Annotated in this window: 19 protein-coding genes; 7 read left to right on the top strand and 12 right to left on the bottom strand. The window is 41.5% G+C overall.

Features of this window, described 5'->3' with window-relative positions:
• Nucleotides 1-4: 4 nt before the first annotated feature.
• The 5 genes from N480_RS24965 to mnmE all read right to left on the bottom strand — a co-directional run bounded on the left by N480_RS24965 (nt 5) and on the right by mnmE (nt 4,429).
• Nucleotides 5-1,270, bottom strand: coding sequence for an HlyD family secretion protein (locus N480_RS24965; RefSeq protein ID WP_081231794.1), 1,266 nt, complete (start codon nt 1,268-1,270; stop codon nt 5-7).
• 77 nt (nt 1,271-1,347) lie between these two features.
• On the bottom strand, nt 1,348-1,500 hold the full coding sequence (locus N480_RS25255) for a hypothetical protein (RefSeq protein WP_155732789.1): 153 nt from the start codon (nt 1,498-1,500) through the stop codon (nt 1,348-1,350).
• A gap of 33 nt (nt 1,501-1,533) precedes the next feature.
• Complete coding sequence (locus N480_RS08145; protein ID WP_155732788.1) at nt 1,534-2,247, bottom strand: hypothetical protein; 714 nt, start codon at nt 2,245-2,247, stop codon at nt 1,534-1,536.
• An 83-nt stretch (nt 2,248-2,330) separates the two neighbouring features.
• Nucleotides 2,331-2,834, bottom strand: coding sequence for a hypothetical protein (locus N480_RS08140; RefSeq protein WP_063372022.1), 504 nt, complete (start codon nt 2,832-2,834; stop codon nt 2,331-2,333).
• A 230-nt stretch (nt 2,835-3,064) separates the two neighbouring features.
• Nucleotides 3,065-4,429: a tRNA uridine-5-carboxymethylaminomethyl(34) synthesis GTPase MnmE gene (gene mnmE / locus N480_RS08135; protein ID WP_063372021.1), complete on the bottom strand. Its 1,365-nt coding sequence runs from the start codon at nt 4,427-4,429 to the stop codon at nt 3,065-3,067.
• Between the two features lie 125 nt (nt 4,430-4,554).
• Between mnmE and N480_RS08130 the strand changes: the two genes are divergently transcribed.
• Nucleotides 4,555-6,726, top strand: a complete 2,172-nt coding sequence (locus N480_RS08130) for a winged helix-turn-helix domain-containing protein (protein WP_063372020.1) — start codon at nt 4,555-4,557, stop codon at nt 6,724-6,726.
• On the opposite strand, the gene N480_RS08125 is transcribed toward N480_RS08130, so the two are convergent.
• The 7 genes from N480_RS08125 to rpmH all read right to left on the bottom strand — a co-directional run bounded on the left by N480_RS08125 (nt 6,718) and on the right by rpmH (nt 11,547).
• Nucleotides 6,718-7,470, bottom strand: coding sequence for a TlpA family protein disulfide reductase (locus N480_RS08125; RefSeq protein ID WP_063372019.1), 753 nt, complete (start codon nt 7,468-7,470; stop codon nt 6,718-6,720). The genes N480_RS08130 and N480_RS08125 overlap by 9 nt on opposite strands.
• Nucleotides 7,470-7,922 carry a TlpA family protein disulfide reductase gene (locus tag N480_RS08120; RefSeq protein WP_063372018.1) on the bottom strand — a complete coding sequence of 151 codons (453 nt, stop codon included), beginning with the start codon at nt 7,920-7,922 and terminating at the stop codon, nt 7,470-7,472. Before N480_RS08120 ends, N480_RS08125 begins: the two co-directional genes overlap by 1 nt.
• 23 nt (nt 7,923-7,945) lie before the next feature.
• Nucleotides 7,946-8,617 carry a cytochrome c biogenesis protein CcdA gene (locus N480_RS08115; RefSeq protein ID WP_231102239.1) on the bottom strand — a complete coding sequence of 224 codons (672 nt, stop codon included), beginning with the start codon at nt 8,615-8,617 and terminating at the stop codon, nt 7,946-7,948.
• 320 nt (nt 8,618-8,937) lie between these two features.
• Nucleotides 8,938-10,569 (bottom strand): membrane protein insertase YidC, encoded by a 1,632-nt coding sequence (gene yidC / locus N480_RS08110; protein ID WP_063372016.1) that lies wholly within the window; start codon nt 10,567-10,569, stop codon nt 8,938-8,940.
• Nucleotides 10,570-10,577: 8 nt separating this feature from the next.
• Nucleotides 10,578-10,820, bottom strand: a complete 243-nt coding sequence (yidD, locus tag N480_RS24960; protein ID WP_231101542.1) for a membrane protein insertion efficiency factor YidD — start codon at nt 10,818-10,820, stop codon at nt 10,578-10,580.
• 170 nt (nt 10,821-10,990) lie between these two features.
• Nucleotides 10,991-11,407 (bottom strand): ribonuclease P protein component, encoded by a 417-nt coding sequence (gene rnpA / locus N480_RS08105; RefSeq protein WP_063372015.1) that lies wholly within the window; start codon nt 11,405-11,407, stop codon nt 10,991-10,993.
• 5 nt (nt 11,408-11,412) lie between these two features.
• Entirely contained in the window at nt 11,413-11,547 is a 135-nt protein-coding gene (gene rpmH / locus N480_RS08100) for a 50S ribosomal protein L34 (RefSeq protein ID WP_005492430.1), read from the bottom strand.
• A 683-nt stretch (nt 11,548-12,230) separates the two neighbouring features.
• Here rpmH and dnaA point away from each other — a divergent pair.
• The 6 genes from dnaA (at nt 12,231) to glyS (ending at nt 21,441) form a co-directional block, all read left to right on the top strand.
• The gene (gene dnaA, locus N480_RS08095; RefSeq protein ID WP_063372014.1) at nt 12,231-13,637 is read left to right on the top strand and encodes a chromosomal replication initiator protein DnaA; all 1,407 of its coding nucleotides are present in this window, start codon (nt 12,231-12,233) and stop codon (nt 13,635-13,637) included.
• A gap of 10 nt (nt 13,638-13,647) precedes the next feature.
• The gene (dnaN, locus tag N480_RS08090) at nt 13,648-14,751 is read left to right on the top strand and encodes a DNA polymerase III subunit beta (RefSeq protein ID WP_063372013.1); all 1,104 of its coding nucleotides are present in this window, start codon (nt 13,648-13,650) and stop codon (nt 14,749-14,751) included.
• An 18-nt stretch (nt 14,752-14,769) separates the two neighbouring features.
• Nucleotides 14,770-15,858 (top strand): DNA replication/repair protein RecF, encoded by a 1,089-nt coding sequence (gene recF, locus N480_RS08085; RefSeq protein ID WP_063372012.1) that lies wholly within the window; start codon nt 14,770-14,772, stop codon nt 15,856-15,858.
• Nucleotides 15,859-15,870: 12 nt separating this feature from the next.
• Nucleotides 15,871-18,288 carry a DNA topoisomerase (ATP-hydrolyzing) subunit B gene (gene gyrB, locus N480_RS08080; protein ID WP_063372011.1) on the top strand — a complete coding sequence of 806 codons (2,418 nt, stop codon included), beginning with the start codon at nt 15,871-15,873 and terminating at the stop codon, nt 18,286-18,288.
• A gap of 181 nt (nt 18,289-18,469) precedes the next feature.
• A complete protein-coding gene (gene glyQ, locus N480_RS08075; protein WP_063372010.1) occupies nt 18,470-19,369 on the top strand; it encodes a glycine--tRNA ligase subunit alpha in 900 nt (299 codons plus the stop codon).
• Nucleotides 19,370-19,371: 2 nt separating this feature from the next.
• The gene (glyS, locus tag N480_RS08070; protein WP_063372009.1) at nt 19,372-21,441 is read left to right on the top strand and encodes a glycine--tRNA ligase subunit beta; all 2,070 of its coding nucleotides are present in this window, start codon (nt 19,372-19,374) and stop codon (nt 21,439-21,441) included.
• The last annotated feature ends 43 nt before the right edge of the window (nt 21,442-21,484 follow it).

Below are 21,484 nucleotides of genomic sequence, written 5' to 3'. Positions count from 1 at the left end.
CCTATTACTGCATTTTATTTTTTATTTCTAAGATCGGGCTTAATATATATTCTAAGAATGATTGTTCTTCTAAAATAATATCGGCGTCTAAAAGCAGGCCATTTTGTAATTGCAGGACTTTTCCATTTGCGTGTATTTCTTGTGCATGTAATTTTGCTCTAGCGCGATAAACTGGCATGTTGAGGCCTACAGGATTTGGCCATTCTGATGGTTGGATCAACATCCTTGAAACTTCAAATATCTCGCCTTCAATATCGCCATACAACTGCGTCGGAAAAGCTTCAAACCTCAGCCTCACTCCTTGACCTTGTTCTACGAAGCCAATGGCTCGCGTTGGTATATACAAGTCTGCTATCAAGACTGTGTCATTGGGGGCGATACTAAATAGAGGGTAATTAGCGGAGACTCTCTCACCTTCGCGGGCAATAATGTTAGTAATAATACCTGCGTTTAGCGCCTCTACTTTATACTCTGTGTCGCGTGTCAGGCTGAGAAGCTGAAGCTGTAATTTTGAGATGTTGTTGTCCAACTCAATTAAAGCACTGGCTTGTTCTATTGGTAGAGATTGGGCGTCGTTTACGAGTGCTTGTCGTTGTCCAGATAGATCTGCGAGCGTATTGGTTTGATCAAGTAGCGTTTCCTGTAATTTGAGGTAGTCGCTTTCAGAAGCATCAATGTCTAATTTAGAAATCCCGCCATCATGTAAAAGGGTTTTTTTGTCTTCGAATATGCGTTTAACGATAACAATTCGTTCTTCAAGAATTTTTCGCTTCTCTTTCAGTGATTGCGTTTTAGCATCTATGTTGGCTATTTTTTGGCTAATTATCTCTTCTTGTAATGTTAGCTTCTTTACCAATTGCGCTTTTGATTTAATCAAATTTTGAATTTGATGATTAACTTCTTTTATTTCAAGATCAACACTCGCATTGCCCTCTATTTGCAAAAAGTCAGCTCTTAAATCGAATAGAAGTTGTCCTTTTTCAACCGTTTGGCCTTCTTCAACATATGACTTTTCTATGATTGCAGAGGAGGGGGGATAGACTTTTAAAATACTTTGATCGCTAATTAAAGAACCCTTTACGGTTTCATAATTGCTGAATTTTGAATTTGCAACGAAAAATATAACGACGGTAAAAAATAACACTAAAAAAGCAATTATCGCATTATAAGAAGGCGATTTTATTAGGACTACTTTTCCTTCTAACCTGTTTAGATTAGTTTCAACTGCCTCTTTTCTAAAAAGATCCGACGCTTTCAACCTTTTCTCCATGCACTTTTACCTGTGGCATTAACCGGTTAGAGAGATAAATGAGTTTTATATACCTCTCTATCCAGGGTAATTTTTTATTAGTTGTTCGTACAGATGCACCTAGCGTTACAGCCGCTTGGTGGTGCGCACATATCTGGAGCATCTGGATCTCCTCCACTTACTGATTTAATTAAAATTTCATCAATAAGCTCTGCTTTTTCTTTTGCAATTATCTCACTAAAATCGCTCATTTTATTTCCTTTGATTGATTTTTATTTATATTCTTATCGAAGAGGAAACTTTACTCTTTTAAATACCCCTTCGGTTTTTACATCAGGGTAAGAACTGGTTAATAAGTGCTGAGTGTACTCATTTATTAATTGAGACCTTACGTCTATACTAATCGTACTCATCACTTTATCTAAAACGTTATGTAACTCAGGGAACTCTTCAGAGATATGCTTTCCTTTTAGCACTGGGCTTTCAAATGGCGGCTTTTTCTTCACCATACAATTGAGTTTATAGCACTCGTCACTCCAATCTGACATATAACGAATAAACATAAATTTATTAGATTGATGTTGCTCTAACTTTCGAGCGCAATTGGCAATAAAGGCTTTGCAATTTTTAATATCGAATTGATTAGGCGGTCGTTGCGTCTCTTGCGCATATTGCTGGATGCGATTTAAGCACTGGGACACTCGATTATCTGTGTCTTTGATTAGGTGTGCCGTACGCAATGTTTCTTGTAGAAATGCGAAGAACTTTCCTTTTGTTGCACTGAAATACAGAGCTTTCAACGAACATACGGTAATATCGAAGCGGACTCCTTCAAAAAATATTGATTTTTTTACATACATATCAGTGTCTTTTATGACATAAATATCAATGTCACTTTTCTCATTATATGTATTGTTGAAGTATGAGCCTACACCAAAAGCACCAAAGCATGATTTAAAATCTTCTAACTCACCCATTGCTCTATTAATAATGCACACAAATATACCTTAATGAATTTACTAAATTTTAAGCACGACATTTCATACCCATCAAAATATTGATAGGTTTTTTAGTAAATATCTTATTTCTTTCTTAATTCAAGAATTGATGAATAAGTATATTTTTGGGGATATAAATGATACCAACTAATAAAGGTCTCTTTACCAAGAACATCATACACCAACTCTAATTGGCGTCTTTTTTCGGCGGTTCTTTCTTCAGGAGTAAGCTTTTTATATTCTTCTATTTCTGAGTTTCTTGTTGGGGAGTGGTGAATATACATACCGAAGTATTTATGGCAAAACTTGAAGTAATCATTTGTATATAGAATGAACGTATGCCACATTTCATCTATTATGAGTAAGTTTTTATCTATCGTTCTGCTGCCCTGCGTATCAGGGTGACGACAGTACCATAGCCACTTTAAAGTGTCTTTAAAAATATTATTAGCTTCTTCTTCCGTAACATCTAACGATTTTAAAAAACCGTCAATAATATCTTGATTATGATATGCAAGAACCTCTTCTAGAGGTGGGTGATTATGAACCTTAGGTTGGTTCTCTTGTTCTAATGCTAGGCCTACCACGTACAACATTCCTTCTAAAGTTTTAGATCCTATTTATCGAAATGATACTAATAGATAATATCAATATTGTAAATATTTAATTATTTTAATTAATAGGCTTTATGAATTGGCTATTTTAAAAGCAGGTAGGTTTTGGATTTTAGATTTTATTTAATTTATTATTTTTGTACTTAAACATAACAGATAGTTACAATGAAATATCTGCTATGTTTATATGAAATTTTGTTCAACTATTTACCAATACAGAAAGAGCTGAAGATCTTTCCTAAGAGATCATCGGATGTAAATTCACCAGTAATTTCATTTAAATATTGCTGGGTTAGTCGCAGCTCTTCTGCCAAAATTTCGCCTGCCACATGCATTTCAAGTTGAGTTTGGCCTATTTCTAGGTGTTCAGCAGCTCGTTCAAGTGCATCTAGGTGCCTGCGGCGTGCCATAAAGCCCCCTTCATTAGCACCAGTAAATCCAATACACGCTTTGAGATGTTCACGCAGTATATCAATGCCGGTATTGGTCTGTGCGCTCAGCCTGAGTACGGGGTAATCCCCTTGTTGGCATAAACCTTGATGCTCATTACATAGATCGATTTTATTGCGTATGACCGTAATATCCATGCCTTGAGGTAATTTTTCCATAAACTCAGGCCAGATCTTTAACGGGTCTGTTTCAAGCGTTTCAGTGCCGTCTACCATAAACAACACATGATCTGCACCACTGATCTCTTCCCATGCGCGCTCAATACCGATTTGTTCGACTTTATCTGGGCTTTCTCGTAGACCTGCGGTATCAATAATATGCAGTGGCATGCCATCAATATGAATATGTTCTCGCAGTACATCTCGCGTCGTACCAGCTATGTCTGTGACGATGGCGGCTTCGCGACCTGCCAATGCATTAAGTAAAGAAGATTTACCTGCATTGGGTCGCCCTGCGATGACTACGCGCATGCCCTCACGCATGATGCTGCCTTGTTTAGCCTGTTGTCTGACTTCAGCTAGTTGCGTAATGATAGCTTGCAAGTCACCTGCTACTTTACCGTCAGAAAGGAAATCAATTTCTTCGTCTGGGAAGTCAATTGCCGCTTCAACATACATGCGCAAATGAATGACTTGTTCAACTAAAGTGTTGATATGTTTAGAAAAATCACCTTGTAGTGAATGAAGCGCGCTCTTTGCTGCTTGTTCACTGGTGGCGTTAATCAGATCAGCAATGGCTTCTGCTTGAGTAAGATCGAGCTTGTCATTCATAAAAGCACGTTCAGAGAATTCACCGGGTTTAGCCAATCTGACATCTTCTAATTGGCTTATTTCTTTGAGCAGCATATCGATCACAACTGGCCCACCATGGCCCTGTAATTCAAGTACATCTTCACCGGTAAACGAGTTTGGCCCTTGGAAGAATAGCGCAATGCCTTGATCCAAGTTTTCACCTGAAAGAGTGTTAAACGGCAGATACTCTGCGTATCTTGTTTTAGGACATTTGCCGAGAATTTTTTCGGCTACGACTTTGGCTTTACTACCCGAAATACGGATGATCCCCACGCCACCGCGACCTGGTGCGGTGGCCTGAGCTGCTATGGTGTCTTGTGCAATCATATTGTCTCTTGCTGAATGACTGTGTTCTGACGTTAATTGTACAGCAATTGGCTTTTCTCAGGTATAGTGGAGAGAAATGAATAAAAATAATTACTCGAGATGTAGAGATAAGGATAATCTAAACCGTGTTGTTATTCGGTCAATTTCGTTTCGACTCTGAACGCTTGGTGCTTTATTGTGGGCAGCAAGAAATCGCCTTGCGCCCTAAGGTTGCTCAATTACTTGCCTACTTTGTTGCCCGACCAAATGAATTGGTTAAGCGGGAAGTCGTGCTTAAGGATCTATGGCAGCATGGTGAGTTTCGAGAAGCGGCGCTGAATCAAAGTATCACCGAATTGCGTCAAGCGCTGGGAGATAGCGCTAAACATCCACTGTTCATTAAAACTTTACCACAACAAGGTTACATGTGGATCTGTGACGTAAAAGTAGCGCCTTGCCTTCGAAAACGAAATCGAATTTTGATTGGTATTGCTTTAGGGGTGGCAGTATCACTCGGTAGCATGGTGTATCTGTACAATAACTCTCCGTTTGCTCACAGCCAACTTCAAGCACAACCGCAACTAATCATCCATTCCATGCAAAATCATACTGGTGTACAAGCAAATGCGTGGTGGGGATATGCACTCGAAGGTGTACTGCGGTCGCGTTTACAGCAGGACTACCAGCTACTGCCAAAAAGTCGTACACCTGATTATATTGACAGTGTCACTAAAGAGGCGCCACAGCAATTTTATTTATCGCTCAAGCCTTTGCAACAGCGCTTTTTACTGCAAGCGGAGCTGGCTGGGCGCAGCACCGAAGTGATTGTTGAACAGCTTGATGATAACTTTTCTGATATCGCGACGCAGCTGATTGCATCTTTAACCGATAGCTCAGGATTTGTTGCAGATCAACCTCTGGCTGTTAACGGTCTCAGTGACTACTATCGGGGCGTGCAAGCATTAACGGAGCATGGTCCACAGTTAGCTGAGCAATATTTTGAAGCCGCTTTGATACAAACCCCTGAGCACGTTCCCTCACGCTTAGAATTGGCTAAAATAGCTTGGTTGCAAGGTGATATACCTAAGGCCAAAGCACATTTTTCATTAATCGAGTTATCTCCCACCTCACTGGCTTTGCGAGCTCGATATTATTTATATCTTGGTACTTTTGAGAAAGCGCTAGGGGAGTTTGACAATGCCAAACACAGTGCGCAGCTGGCACTTCGCGCTGCACAAAAGAGTCAGCAAATAGAGTTAATCGCGAGTGCTTATCAGTTGATTGCAGATGCAGCGTGGAGCACAACACAGTGGCAAGACTATACGCATGCAATGAGTGCGGCGTATGCATTAATAGGTAGTCGTTCTTTTGCTTATAGTGAAGCACAGCGCTCTTTTTATCTCGCTAATCCACCAGCTGCTGGCCCACAGCAAAAAAATACGCTTAATTTGGCACAAAGCAAAGAGGTGCTCGAGGTTGCCACTCGTTACTACCGACAAACAGAACGACAGATTGATTTGGCGAGAAGTTTATTTGCTTATGGGCAAAATTACTTGGTCCCAGTGTCAGAAAGTGAGGACAGTCTATTAGAAGCTCTGGAAATCGCTTCAAGCAGTGGTGATAAGTATTTTAAGGTGCAAGTGCTTACTTACTTGGGGTTTTACTATATTCAGTTACATCGAGGTGATGAAGCGCTGAGTTATCTCAATCAAGTCGATATAGATGACGCCTTTATACCTGCTATTGAGCAGTTGAGCGTACTGAAGGCGATGGCATATATGGACATTGGTTTAACCACCAACAATCATGAGCCATTGCAAGAAGCGCATCGGCGTTTAACACAGTTGTTAGCCAATGAAAAAACATCAGCAATGACGCATGCTAACGCTCAACTACTGTTGGCTTGGGTTGCGCTTAAACAAGGTGATGTTGACAATGCCGAGTCCCTCACTCAAAGCGCTTTTCAGGCTTATAAATTGAGTGGGCTTGACGATGCTATTGTTTATGCAAAGTATACGCAGATGTATATTTACCTGTTACGCAACAAACCCGATCAAGCGCTTGATTTAATCGATTTTGAGCAAGATAAAGAAGCCCATTTAATGTTATTTTACGCCTCAGTAGCTGCACATATGGCAAAAAATGATGTTGTACTTATGCGGTCAAAGCGGATGCTCGGTGAACTTCAAAACAGTCAAATGTTACTTGAACAACTGGGCCTACTCACACAGCAACCGCAGAAAAGCGTCGAGCTGATCACCGAGTTGCTCGACGCACCTTACAGCGTTTACTGCCAAAGTAAGTGGATTTTAGAGTGACAAATGGTGTTTTTTAGGGGGCGTGTTGCCCCTGTAGATAACCGCTCCTTGGCTGTTTTGCACTATCCAGTAGGGCAACTCCGATACTTCAAAGTATCTAAATAACTGGTTTTGATAATCAAAGGTCATTTGATGGTTTACCTGAAAACGCTGTTGATAGTTACGTGCACTGGTCTCATCGGCATAAAAGGGTTTTATAATCGTCAGTATCTTATCTGGCATTTGTTCCGCTAGTTGGTTGTTTTGTGCGATACGCTGCTGGCAGTGCGGAATGTGCTGAAATGGACATAGGCTGTCACTAAAAAATAATACCGCGTATTCATGCCTGATTTTATTGAGGTCTAAGCGCTTTCCTGACAAAGTGCGCAGTGCTTTGTTGACGGCTGTGTTGGTGATGGCTTTGGGCTTTTGCAATAAAGGCTCTATTGATTTTACGGACCCTTCATGAACGATTACGCGGGTAGGGGTTTGCCTTACCTGATATTTAAACATCAATTGATTGTGGGTATCGATAGTGATGTTTTTATACTTTGGATATCTATCCGCAAATTGCTTCAGGCTCGCTTGGTCAATGTTGATGTCTGGTTGCAGAAAAAGTCGTTCACCCAGTTCGACAGGCAAAATGGTTGTTTGATTATATTCATCCCAAATATTAATAAAAACATACTCTTGAACTTTTGATTTGGTGCTATAGCTGACAACCAAGAGGCACAATAGAACATGTTTGAGCAGTTGTATATACATTAGTTTGTCTCCTGTAATTGTCTTAGTTTTTGCGCAAGTTCATCGGTGAATAGTGCACTGCGATATAGCTCGTTTCCTTGTTCATCAAGCAAAATATGCTGTGGCGTACCCAGCACTGAATAGTGCTTTGTTATTGCGCCATTCCCATCATATACAGTAGGGAAGTTATACTTATTTTTGGTTAAATAGTGCGTCACTCTGTCACGGTTTTGGTTGAACCCTATATTGATAGATACCACCTGATAAGTGCCATTAGCGCTATTATGGCTTTGCTGAAGAAGTGGCATTTCTTCGACACAATATGCGCACCAGGTGGCCCAAAATTTTAAGTAGGTCACTTTTCCCTGTGTAGAAATGGTACGGGCATCTAATGTTTGTGCCTGTAAAGGGAGGTATTGTTTAGCATGTGCGGTCGCACTGAATAAACACATTAGCCATACGAGAGTTCTCATTTTTAATGTCCTTTAATGGTAGGTTAAAGCCAGCTTTTGCCCGCTTGGATCAGAAAGTACTGCGCCATAACAAGGAGTATGAGCGCTGTTAACGTGTTGATATAGGAAAGCCATTTTCCTGAAGGTGGTAAACTGGAAAGTACCCGAGCACTACAGCCTGCACATAGCAACAAAGCGCTCATGCCGAGCGCAAAGCTAAATAGCAATACACCGCCCAGTATTGGTTGTTGCGTTGTCGCTACAAACAATAACAGGCCACCTAGTACTGGGGACGTGCAGGGCGCTGCAACCAATGCGCTGGCCATGCCCATTATCAAAGGGAGTGAGCTACGAGATCTTTTTGAAGGGAGTGAGAGAGATGGCATGGTTAAGATACCTTTATTGATTGCAGCTAAATAAATCAGTCCGTTGGCAAACAGCACAAGTACCCATGGGTTAGTGGCTACTAGGCCAAATAAGTGGCCACTCCAAGCGGCAAAAAAACCGAGGGCGGCATAAATGAGTGCAAAGCCGATACAATACAAAAGAGGTGCAAAGCGCGTGTGTTTACGATGTGAGAAAGTGGCAATCGTAATTGGCAGGATAGGATAAACACAGGGAGTTAAGCTAGTAAGTATACCAACCAGTAATACTGTTGGAATATGCCACCAACTTATCTCATGTGTGCTTAGTGTTTCTACAAGAAGTGATTCCATAACATTAGACTCATCGATTTCAAAGTTGTCGCTGAGCATCTATGAAACGGCTAAGAAGGCCTATCAAGGGGCTATCAAAAAGCAGTAAAATTTTATCAAATATATGTTTTATATTGATAAAAACTGAGTGCGAATTGAGCAGCACAGCTCTTTTTAAGTCACCCGAATAAACTACGGGTACTGTGATGGTCGTTGGAAAAAGGAGTGTTAATGTTTGAAGAACGCGAGTCTAGCAGGGTTAACTGTACTTGTATGTACAACTTCAGTTGAAACAAAAACGCCCGCAAATAAAGCGGGCGTTTTTATAGTGTATCGAGATATTAGTCTCTTACTTTGATGCCTTTTTTCTCCATACCGCGGTAGATGATAAGCATCTGCGCAATAGAGATAAGGTTAGACACTAGCCAGTAAAGAACCAGACCAGATGGGAACCAGATGAAGAAGACAGAGAATACCACCGGCATATATGTCATCATTTTCTGTTGCATTGGATCTGTAATTGTCATTGGCTGCAGCTTTTGAGTTAAGAACATACTTGCACCAAATAAAATTGGTAGCACATAGTATGGATCCATTGCTGAAAGGTCTGTTAACCACAGACCAAATTCTGCGTGTCGCAATTCTGTAGATTCTAAGAATACATAGAATAGGGCTAGGAAGATTGGCATCTGAAGGAGCAGAGGGAAGCAGCCACCCATTGGGTTTACTTTCTCTTTGCGGTACATTTCCATCATTGCCTGACCGAATTTCTGACGGTCATCTCCATAACGTTCTTTTAGTTGCTGCATCTTTGGCTGTAATGCACGCATTTTTGCCATCGATGTGTACTGCGCTTTAGTCAGTGGGTACAACAGTGTCTTAACAAGGATAGTAATACCGATGATTGCGAGACCCCAGTTGCCTAATACACCATACAATAGCTTAAGCAACACTAATAAAGGCTGAGAAATAAACCATAACCAGCCATAGTCTACAGTTAAGTCCAAATCTTCATGAAGTGCTTCTAGCGCATTCGTGTCTTTTGGGCCCATGTAGTAAGTCGCAGACAGCTTCGCTTCTGAATTTGCCTGAATGTTTACTGGTTCACCTTTTGCACCGATGATGCCTTGGTTATTTCTAAGTGATGTATAGATAGTGTTGTTGATATCTTGCTTTGGTACCCATGCACTTACAAAGTAGTGCTGAATAAAAGACACATAACCACCTAGAGTATTCTTGTTAAGGTTTGCTTCACGCATCTCGTCAAAAGAATACTTCTCGTAAGGCTCGTCCTGAGTACCGTATGCCGTACCTAAGTATGTTTGGTCAACCATACTGTCTTTGTCTTGAACTGAACGCTTAATCTGCGTATAGAGCTGAACTTGGACTGGGGTATCAGTTGTGTTTACGACATCATACTCTACAGATACGTCGTATTGACCTGCTTTAAATACAAATGTCTTGGTAAATTGAACGCCTTTGTTATCAACAAAAGTCAGCGGTACGCGCAGTTCATCACCTGATAAAGTGTAGGCGTTTTGCTCTGTTTGGTAGACTGGGCGGCCAGCACTTGACGCGTCTGGACCATTAAGACCTATCAGACCACTTTGTGCTAAGTATTGCTTCCCATCAAATTCACCAAGTAGTAGATAAGGTGTATCGCTACCATGCGTTTCAGCATGTTGAAGTAGTTTTGCTTCAACAATATCACCACCTTTAGTATCAATTTTAACGGCAAATACGTCAGTCGTTACTGTAATGACAGAACGGACTGCTTGAGTTTGCGCAACCGGTACATCCGCTTCGCTAGAAGCTGGAATATCCGCTTGATCGTTATTTGAAGGTGAAGTGGCCACTTGTGTGACAGCACTGGTATCGGCTTTGCTTTGAGCTTGTTCGTCTTGCCATTCACTGAATAACAAAAACGACACTAAAAGCAATCCGATCAATAAAAACGTGCGTTGCGATTCCATAACAGCTCTTATTTCTCGTGTTGTTTAACTTGATTCGATTTCTCAGGGACGGGGTCATCCCCACCTGCGCTTAAAGGGTGACATTTTAATATGCGTTTAACCGCTAACCAACTCCCTTTTGCAATTCCGTGTAAATTAATTGCCTGAATTGCGTAACTAGAGCATGTTGGATTGAATCGGCAATGAGGTCCAAGCAAAGGACTGATAAATTTTTGATAACCACGAATGATTGCTATCAATAAATTACGCATTGCCAAAAGCGGATAATCCACTCGTCGTTTACTCTCACTCTTTGTCTTCAAGGCGTGTTTCATAGTTGCGAGATAGACTCGATAATAGAGTGATTAAAAGGTGAGCTAACCTTACATGAATTAGCGTAAAATAGCCATGACTGGAGGTTTGTTAACACAAAAATGTGGTGTTATTTTTTGGCTTTATGACCACGCGATGGGCGTTTCTTATGTGGCTTAGGTTTGGGGGCACCTGGTTTACAACGTTCATTGACTTTACGCCAAAGTTTATTAAGTTGCTTAGTCAGCTCTTCGTTACTTTGTTCATCTACACCAGTTTTAACCATCAAGACAATATCAATGTTATCCAACTTGTGGCGATTTAGACGAAAGCTTTCGCGTGCTAGTCGCTTGATGCGATTTCGTTGGCATGCAAGTTTACAGCGCTTTTTAGCGACAGTAAGACCAAGACGAGGATGACCTACATCATTAGGTTTAGCTAGAAGAGTAAATACAGGGGTTGCTGCGCGAGCAGGCTCTTGAAATATTCGGGAGTAATGCGAGGGAGTTAACAGACGTAACTCCCTGCTGAAGCCAAAACCTTCCACTTATATTAAGCAGATAGTTCTTTACGGCCTTTAGCACGACGACGTGCTAGTACTTTACGGCCATTTTTAGTAGCCATGCGAGCACGGAAACCGTGAGTACGCTTGCGTTTTAGTACGCTTGGTTGAAAAGTTCTTTTCATAACTAATCCATCCGATCGGTTAAAGTTAAAACATCCTATGCAGGTCGCGATCCTGGCACAGGTGCCATTGCGAGCGCGAGATATTAAAGCCGACGCGCGTGAAAGTCAATCATATTTGTGCCGATAAGCTTATTTTATGGCCTAAATAGGTAAAAAACGGTGTTCATTATATAGAAGAGGGTCGCTTATACGGTTTATTACGGTTATAGAGTGACTATATATAGAGTAGGTTAAATTGAGCTGATCGTGGCATTTGATCTTGTTATAAAGATCAAGATCTGGGGTTGTGGATCAAGTGTGTTGATCTTTGTAAGGTTTTCCACAGTGCTTGGGTGAAAATTGGCGACATCCTCTGGAAAACTAAAATTGATCTCAATTTTTTGGTGAGATCTTGGTGTTTTTTTGATAAGATCTTTATAAATAAGTGAAATTAAAAATCCTTTTTAAACAAAGAGTTGTGTTTTTTGATGGTTGAGATCTTATTTTTTATAAAAGTCAATATTGATGTTGTGGATAAGATCGCTTCATAATACCCGGCTTCCACCTGTGAATAATTGATAATATACAAACTTTTCCGTTGATCTTTGAGTTAGCTGTGAATAACTCTGTTGGTTACTTTGTAAATAATAATAAATAACCAACACTATTGATGTACGGGAATAATAACTATTTCGGAGTGCAATGTGTATCTGTCGGTTTGGCAAAGTTGTTTATATGTTTTGCAAGATGAGCTGCCGTCGCAGCAGTTCAATATGTGGGTTAGACCACTACAAGCAGAAAGTACCGAAGATACTTTAACCATCTATGCACCAAATCGCTTTGTGTTAGATTGGGTTCGAGAGAAGTACTTAAATCGAATTAACGAATTACTGATCGAAATTTGTGGTGATGAAGCACCTGAATTACGTTTTGATGTAGGTAGTAAGCCTATGACGCAAGCGCAGCCGCAAGTTTCAGTTGAAACACATGCGGGAGAAGCGCCTGCGCAATCACCTCAAGTTGCAACCAGAAGTACGGCACAATCACCTGTTAGCGAAGCGAAAGTAGAACCAGCTCCGAAATCGAGCGTGAAATCAAATATCAAAGAGAATTACACCTTTGATAATTTTGTCGAGGGTAAGTCAAACCAGCTCGCAAAAGCTGCTGCAACACAAGTTGCAGATAACCCAGGTTCTGCTTTTAACCCCGTATTTATTTACGGTGGTACAGGCTTGGGTAAAACACACTTATTACATGCAGTTGGTAATGGCATCATCGACAAAAAGCCGGATGCCAAAATTGTATATATGCATTCTGAACGTTTTGTGCAGGATATGGTTAAGGCGCTGCAAAATAATGCAATCGAAGATTTTAAACGTTACTACCGAAGTGTAGATGCTTTAATGATCGATGACATTCAATTCTTTGCAAACAAAGAGCGTTCGCAAGAAGAGTTTTTCCATACGTTTAACGCTTTACTTGAAGGCAATCAGCAAATTATTTTAACGTCAGACAGATACCCGAAAGAAATTGAGGGTGTTGAAGATAGGCTGAAATCTAGATTTGGCTGGGGCCTCACGATTGCAATCGAACCACCTGAATTGGAAACGCGAGTTGCCATTTTGATGAAAAAGGCACAGCAAAGTAATATTAACTTACCCCATGAAGTCGCGTTCTTTATTGCTAAAAAGCTGCGCTCAAATGTGCGAGAGCTCGAAGGGGCGTTAAACCGAGTTATTGCCAATGCAAACTTCACAGGTCGTCCAATCTCGATTGAATTTGTCAAAGAAGCACTGCGAGACTTATTGGCGTTACAAGACAAGTTAGTCACCATTGACAATATCCAGCGCACGGTCGCTGAATATTATCGTATCCGTGTATCTGATTTACTGTCAAAGCGTCGTAGCCGCTCGGTAGCGCGCCCAAGACAAGTTGCTATGGCCTTGTCGAAAGAATTAACCAATCACAGTTTGCCTGAGATTGGTGATGCGTTCGGGGGTCGTGACCATACGACGGTTCTACACGCATGTCGTAAAGTGAAAGAACTTCGTGAAGAAAGCCACGAGGTAAAAGAAGATTATCAAAACTTGATCAGAACATTGTCATCTTAAGGGTTAAGTGATGCAAATAACGATAGTAAGAGAACAGTTTTTAAAGCCGTTAATGCAAGTGTCAGGTGCGATTGAGCGTAAACACACACTACCTATTTTGTCTAATGTGCTGCTAGAAGTTAAAAATGGCGTGTTAGCCATGACAGGCACAGACTTAGAAATTGAGTTGGTAGCATCTGTCATTTTGCAAAACGACACCGCCGATGCAAAACTGACTTTACCTGCTAAGAAGCTGCTTGATATATGTAAAAGTCTACCAGATAGCTCAGAAATAAACTTGTCTACACAAGAGCATCAGGTGCTGCTTACAAGTGGTAAAAGCCGTTTTTCGTTGACTACACTTGCCGCTGAAGATTTTCCAAATTTGGAAGAATGGCAGGGCGAGGTTGAGTTCAAGTTGACGCGAATGGAGCTTCGGAAATTACTCGAAGCGACGCATTTTTCAATGGCTAACCAAGATGTTCGTTACTACTTGAATGGTATGTCATTTGAAGTTGACGGGAACGAAATCAAAACGGTAGCGACAGATGGCCACAGGTTAGCGATTGCGCAAAAGCAAATCGAGCAGTCTTTGGGTGCTCAGCGTCAACTGATTATCCCAAGAAAAGGGGTGTTGGAGATTATGAGATTGCTTCCAGCTGATGACGAAGAGTTGACTATACAATTTGGTGCAAACCATTTCCGCATTATTGATCAAGAAGTTATCTTCACTAGCAAGCTAGTTGATGGACGTTTTCCTGATTACCGACGCGTACTTCCTCGTGGTGGAGACAAGATTGTTACGGCGAACAGAGAGTGGATAAGAAGTGCTTTTCAACGAGTTTCTATCTTATCTAACGAAAAATTTAGAGGCGTTCGCTTAAATCTCAGCAATGGCATTTTAAAGATTAGCGCCAACAACCCAGAACAAGAGCAAGCTGAAGAGACGGTTGAAGTGAATTACCAAGGTGATGACCTAGAGGTTGGGTTTAACGTTTCTTATTTGTTGGATGTACTTAATACATTGAAAACTGAAGATGTTCAGTTTACGCTGGCGGATTCAAACAGCAGTGCATTGATTGAAGGTGCTGGTGAAGAAGACGCAATGTATGTCGTAATGCCAATGCGTTTATAAATAATAGTAGCGCTCTATATGAGTTTGACACATATTAGCCTCAATGATTTTAGAAACATTGAGGCAATCTCTTTTTCTCCTTCCAAAGATCTCAATTTAATTTTAGGCCAAAATGGCAGTGGCAAGACGAGCTTACTAGAGGCCATTTACTTTTTATCCAATGGACGCTCATTTCGTACTAACAAATACAAAATGATGATTCGCGGTGGGCAGGATAAATGTGTCGTGCACGGAAAAAAGCAACTACACAACTTGTCTATACCAATCGGAATCAGTAAAAGTCAAAGCGGTGAAACCCAGTTAAGGATTCAAGGTCAAGCTAGTAGGAAAATCGCAGAGCTAGCACAAATATTACCAGTCCAAGTCATCACGCCCGAAAGCTATGAGTTATTTTTTGGAGGTCCAAAGGAGAGAAGAAAATTTCTCGACCTTGGAGTGTTCCACGTGGAACATTTGTTTTATGAAGTGTGGAAAAACTTTAATAAAGTACTCAAGCAAAGAAATGCACTCCTTCGGAATAAACCAGCTAACTGCGTTGAGCAGATAAAGTTTTGGGATAAGCAATTCATTGACCTAGCTGAACAAATAAATATCTATCGAAAAGCTTATATAAGTAGGTTTGAAGGCTATTTTTTTGATAAGATAGGGGGGATTAGCTCTGTATTTGATGGCCTTGAAACTCGCTATGATGCGGGCTGGAAAGGGGAACTAAGTGAAGTGCTTCAATCGCAAATTGATCGAGACCTTAGACTTGGGTATACAAGTAAAGGCCCTCACAAAGCTGATTTTAATTTTAAGATCCATGGGCACAATGTTGAAGAGATGATGTCCAGAGGACAATTAAAATTACTTTTGTATGCGCTTAAAATTACGCAGAATAATCTGATTGAACAAGAAACTGATAAACAATCAATATTGCTAATCGATGATTTACCATCTGAACTGAGCTCAGAAACTCTGGGAAGTGTTGCTAAGTTACTAGCTAAATGTAATTCTCAGTTGTTTGTCTCAGCAATCAGTTCAGAAAGTTTAACGCCTGTTGTGGAACTACTTGAAAAAGATATCGAGATGTTCCACGTGGAACATGGTCGTTTAATAACAAATTAATTGGAATTAACCATGTCTGATAATTATGATTCATCCAGTATTAAAGTACTGAAGGGATTGGATGCTGTAAGAAAGCGTCCAGGAATGTATATCGGCGACACTGATGATGGAACTGGATTACATCACATGGTCTTCGAAGTTGTTGATAACTCAATTGATGAAGCATTAGCTGGATATTGTGATGATATTTTCGTTACGATTCATACTGATGGTTCAGTATCAGTAAGAGATAACGGTCGAGGTATACCTACTTCAATTCACCCTGAAGAAGGGGTATCAGCTGCAGAAGTTATTATGACCGTACTGCATGCTGGTGGTAAATTCGATGATAATTCATATAAAGTATCGGGCGGCTTACACGGTGTAGGCGTGTCTGTTGTTAATGCACTTTCCGAAAAACTACAATTAACTATCCGCCGTGATGGCCAAGTGCATCAACAAAAGTACACGATGGGCGTGCCAGATGCTCCTCTTGCGGTAATTGGTGAAGCTGAGACTACTGGTACAGAGCTAAGATTCTGGCCAAGCCCTGAAACGTTCTCAGATATTAATTTCCATTATGACATTCTAGCCAAACGTCTTCGCGAACTGTCTTTCTTGAACTCGGGTGTCAGTATTATTCTTACTGATGAGCGTGAAGAAAATAAGCAGGACCACTTCAAATATGAAGGTGGTATACAAGCTTTTGTTGAATATCTAAACCGTAAAAAAACACCAGTACATCAGAGTGTTTTCCACTTCACCACTGAACGCGAAGATGGCATCAGTGTAGAAGTTTCAATGCAGTGGAATGATGGCTTCCAAGAAAACATTTACTGTTTTACAAACAACATTCCTCAGCGAGATGGTGGTACGCACTTAGCTGGTTTCCGAGCGGCTTTAACAAGAACTCTGAATACCTATATGGAAAAAGAAGGGTTTAACAAGAAGAACAAGACCAGCGCAACGGGTGATGATGCACGTGAAGGGTTAACCGCTGTTGTCAGTGTTAAAGTACCGGATCCTAAGTTCTCCTCTCAGACAAAAGATAAACTAGTATCAAGTGAAGTGAAAGGTGCCGTCGAGCAGGCAATGGCTGAAAAGCTTAATGAATTCCTACTTGAAAACCCGCAGGACGCGAAAACAGTCGTAAATAAAATTGTTGATGCAGCGCGTGCTCGTGAAGCGGCTCGTAAAGCAAGAGAAATGACTCGTCGTAAAGGTGTCATGGACTTAGCCGGTTTACCTGGTAAGCTAGCTGACTGCCAAGAAAAAGACCCAGGTTTATCTGAACTCTATATCGTGGAGGGTGACTCGGCGGGTGGTTCTGCTAAGCAAGGTCGTAATCGTAAAAACCAAGCCATTCTGCCTTTGAAAGGTAAAATTCTAAACGTGGAAAAAGCGCGTTTTGATAAAATGTTATCTTCACAAGAAGTGGCGACGTTAATTACTGCACTAGGTTGTGGTATAGGTCGTGATGAATATGATCCAGAAAAGCTGCGTTATCACAGCATTATTATCATGACCGATGCGGACGTTGATGGTTCACACATCCGAACATTGTTATTGACGTTCTTCTACCGTCAAATGCCTGAGATCATCGAACGTGGGTACGTTTATATTGCACAGCCGCCACTATATAAAGTGAAAAAAGGTAAGCAAGAGCGCTATATTAAAGATGACCATGCACTTACTGAATACCTAACAACGCTTGCTCTAGACGGTGCATCTCTATATTCAAGCGAAAGTGCAACAGCGATTGAAGGTAATCGCCTAGAGAATCTAGTGCATGATTACCAAAAAACTGTAGACGTTATTGGCCGACTACAACGTAAATACCCAGCCGCGATTATGAATCGTTTGGTTTACCAACCTGAATTAGCGGAAGCTGACTTAAGCGATGAATCAAAGGTTACAGCGTGGAGCGATGCTCTTGTGGCTGATCTTATTAAACATGATGATGATGCGACAATATTCTCAGCATCTGTTAGTTATGATGATGAGCGTCACATGTATTACCCGGTTGTGAACATTCGTCAGCATGGCGTGGATAAAGCACATACCTTGAACTATGACTTTATTACGTCTAAAGATTATGCGCGTATTGCTAACACCGGAAAACAAATTGCACACATCGTAGAAGATGGTGGCTACATTCAACGTGGTGAAAAGACACACCCGATTGGCAGTTTTGTTGAGGGTCTTGATTGGTTAATTAATGAATCAAAGCGTGGCTTGTATACACAACGTTATAAGGGTCTTGGTGAGATGAACCCAGATCAACTTTGGGAAACAACAATGGACCCAGATGCACGTCGTATGCTACGAGTGACAATTGAAGATGCAATTGCTGCCGACCAATTGTTTGCAACGCTAATGGGTGACCAAGTTGAGCCGCGTCGTGACTTTATCGAGCAAAATGCACTGAGAGTAGTTAACCTCGACGTGTAACTACAACAGATGTAACGCATGATAAAAAAGGAGGGGAAACCCTCCTTTTTTTCTTAGAAGTGCTTAATTCTATGTACTGCACACGGTATACTGAGCATAATTTTCAATCATAAAAGCTCAAGTCAGCGAGATGTAAATTCTGGTTTGAGTCCCATGTACCAAATAAATATAAAAGCCAACTATGCAAAAATATGATATCAAAACCTTCCAAGGGTTGATCCTGGCTTTACAGGACTATTGGGCACAGCAAGGCTGTGTAATTGCGCAACCACTGGATATGGAAGTTGGTGCGGGCACATTCCACCCGATGACCTTCTTGAAATCAATTGGCCCAGAGCCAATGTCGAGCGCGTATGTTCAACCTTGCCGCCGTCCAACGGATGGTCGTTATGGTGAGAACCCGAATCGACTACAACACTACTATCAATTTCAAGTTGTGTTGAAACCATCTCCTGACAACATCCAAGAGCTATATTTAGGTTCACTGGAAGCGCTGGGTATTGATACATTAACTCACGAAGTTCGCTTTGTAGAGGATAACTGGGAATCACCAACACTGGGTGCTTGGGGTCTTGGTTGGGAAGTCTGGTTAAATGGTATGGAAGTAACTCAGTTTACTTACTTCCAACAAGTTGGTGGTATCGAATGTTCACCTGTAACTGGTGAAATCACCTATGGCCTAGAGCGTCTTGCCATGTATATACAAGGTGTTGATAGCATTTACGACCTAGTTTGGACTGATGGGCCAATGGGCCGTGTCACTTATGGTGACGTATTCATGCAAAATGAAATCGAGCAGTCTACTTACAATTTTGAGCACGCTGATGTTGATGCGTTATTTGCGCAATTCGACCAATGTGAAAAAGAAAGCCAGAAACTAATCGAAGCGGGCTTACCACTGCCTGCCTACGAGCAAGTAATGAAAGCATCGCATGCGTTTAACTTATTAGATGCACGTCATGCAATCTCTGTAACAGAGCGCCAGCGATACATACTTCGTGTACGCGCGCTGTCTAAAGCATGTGCTCAAGCATATTTTGAAGCACGTGAAGCTCTTGGTTTCCCGCTTTGTAAGGACTGATCATGACAACTGAAAATTTACTAGTAGAAATTGGTACTGAAGAACTACCACCAAAAGCATTGCGTAAATTAGCTCAAGCATTTGCAGAAAACATGGCAACTGAGTTAGAAGCTTTAGAACTTGGCCATCAGGGTATCAAATGGTATGCATCTCCGCGTCGTTTAGGTGTACAGGTAGCTGCACTTGAAACGCAACAGCAAGATAAAGTCGTAGAGAAGCGCGGCCCAGCAATTAAAGCTGCATTTGATGCTGACGGAAATCCAACTAAAGCTGCTCAAGGTTGGGCACGTGGTTGTGGTATCGACGTGAGTGAAGCTGACAAACTTGAAACAGAAAAGGGCGCTTGGTTGCTACACAAGGCAACCGTCGAAGGGCAGCAAGCAAGTACATTACTCGCGGATGTTATTGCCAAGGCGCTTGCTAAGTTACCGATCCCTAAACCAATGCGTTGGGGCGCGAACAAGACCCAGTTTATTCGTCCGGTTCACACAGTTGCGGCACTACTTGGTAGCGAAATCATTAACGGCGAAGTACTGGGTAAACGAATCAGCAATGAGTTGCAAGGTCATCGTTTCCACCATCCTGCTCGTACAACGCTTGCACATGCTGATGAAATTTTTGAAACGTTAAAGAACGTCTATGTCATTGCTGATTATGATGCGCGTAAAGCTCAGATCCGTGCTCAAATCGAAGCGGAAGCTGAAAAGCTTGGTGCACAAGTTGCAATGGATGAAGACTTACTTGAAGAAGTAACATCTCTTGTTGAGTGGCCTGTGACGTTGACTGCTTCTTTTGATGAAGCTTTCTTATCTGTACCAGCAGAAGCACTTATCTATACCATGAAAGATGATCAGAAGTACTTCCCACTGTTGAATAATAACGGGGAGCTGATCAATAAGTTCTTGTTCGTATCAAATATTGAAAGCAAAGATCCAAGTGTCGTTATCTCGGGTAACGAAAAAGTGGTTCGTCCTCGTCTTGCTGATGCACAGTTTTTCTTTGAAACGGATAAGAAGAAAACTCTGGAAAGTCGCCTTGAGTCTTTGGGCTCCGTTTTATTCCAGAAGCAACTGGGTACGCTCAAAGATAAATCAGAACGTATTGCAGCGCTGGCTGGGTACATTGCTGAGAAATTGGGTGCAGATAAAGGCTTGGCTGAACGCGCAGGTTTACTTAGTAAAACTGACTTGATGACTGAAATGGTCATGGAGTTCACGGATGTTCAGGGTGTAATGGGTATGCACTATGCCCGTATCGATGGCGAAGCTGAAGAAGTTGCTTTGGCACAAAATGAACAGTATATGCCACGTTTTGCTGGTGATAACCTACCATCAAATCCAATTAGCTTCGCAGTTGCGCTGGCAGATAAGTTCGATACATTGGTTGGTATCTTCGGTATTGGTCAAATACCAAAAGGTGATAAAGACCCATTTGCACTGCGTCGTGCAGCGATAGGTGCACTTCGCATCATGGTCGAAAAATCACTGCCGTTAGATATCCTAGATATTGTCGCTAAAGCGCAATATCTATTTGGTGAAAAGCTGACCAACGACAATGTCGCTCAAGACGTGTTTGAGTTTATGTTAGGCCGTTTCCGTGCTTGGTATCAGGATGAAGGTATCAGTGTTGATGTGATTCAAGCTGTACTCGCTCGCCGCCCAACTCAGCCAGTTGACTTCGACCGTCGTGTTAAAGCGGTAAGTCACTTCCGTACCTTGGAAGAAGCTGAAGCATTGGCAGCAGCCAACAAGCGGGTGAACAATATTCTAGCTAAGAATAATGTAACCAGTGATGCCGCAGTATCATCTGAGCTACTTGTAGAAGCTGCTGAGAAGCAGTTAGCTGAGCAGGTCGCTGCATTAACTGAGGAACTTGCGCCCGTATATGAACAGGGTGATTATCAGCAAGCTCTGACACGCTTGGCAAGTCTACGCGAAGTGGTTGACACATTCTTTGATAACGTCATGGTAATGGCTGATGATGAAGCGGTTAAACAAAACCGTCTTGCATTGCTAAGCCAGTTAAGTCGTTTGTTCTTGAACACTGCTGATATTTCAGTGTTACAAAACTAAACGCAGCACGTTAATTTGAGCCAGCAATGATTGCTGGCTTTTT

The organism is Pseudoalteromonas luteoviolacea S2607 (genome assembly GCF_001625575.1).
GTDB classification, from domain to species: domain Bacteria; phylum Pseudomonadota; class Gammaproteobacteria; order Enterobacterales; family Alteromonadaceae; genus Pseudoalteromonas; species Pseudoalteromonas luteoviolacea_E.
Note: the sequence above shows the minus strand (reverse complement) of the source record. Positions and strands in the feature narration are given on the sequence as shown.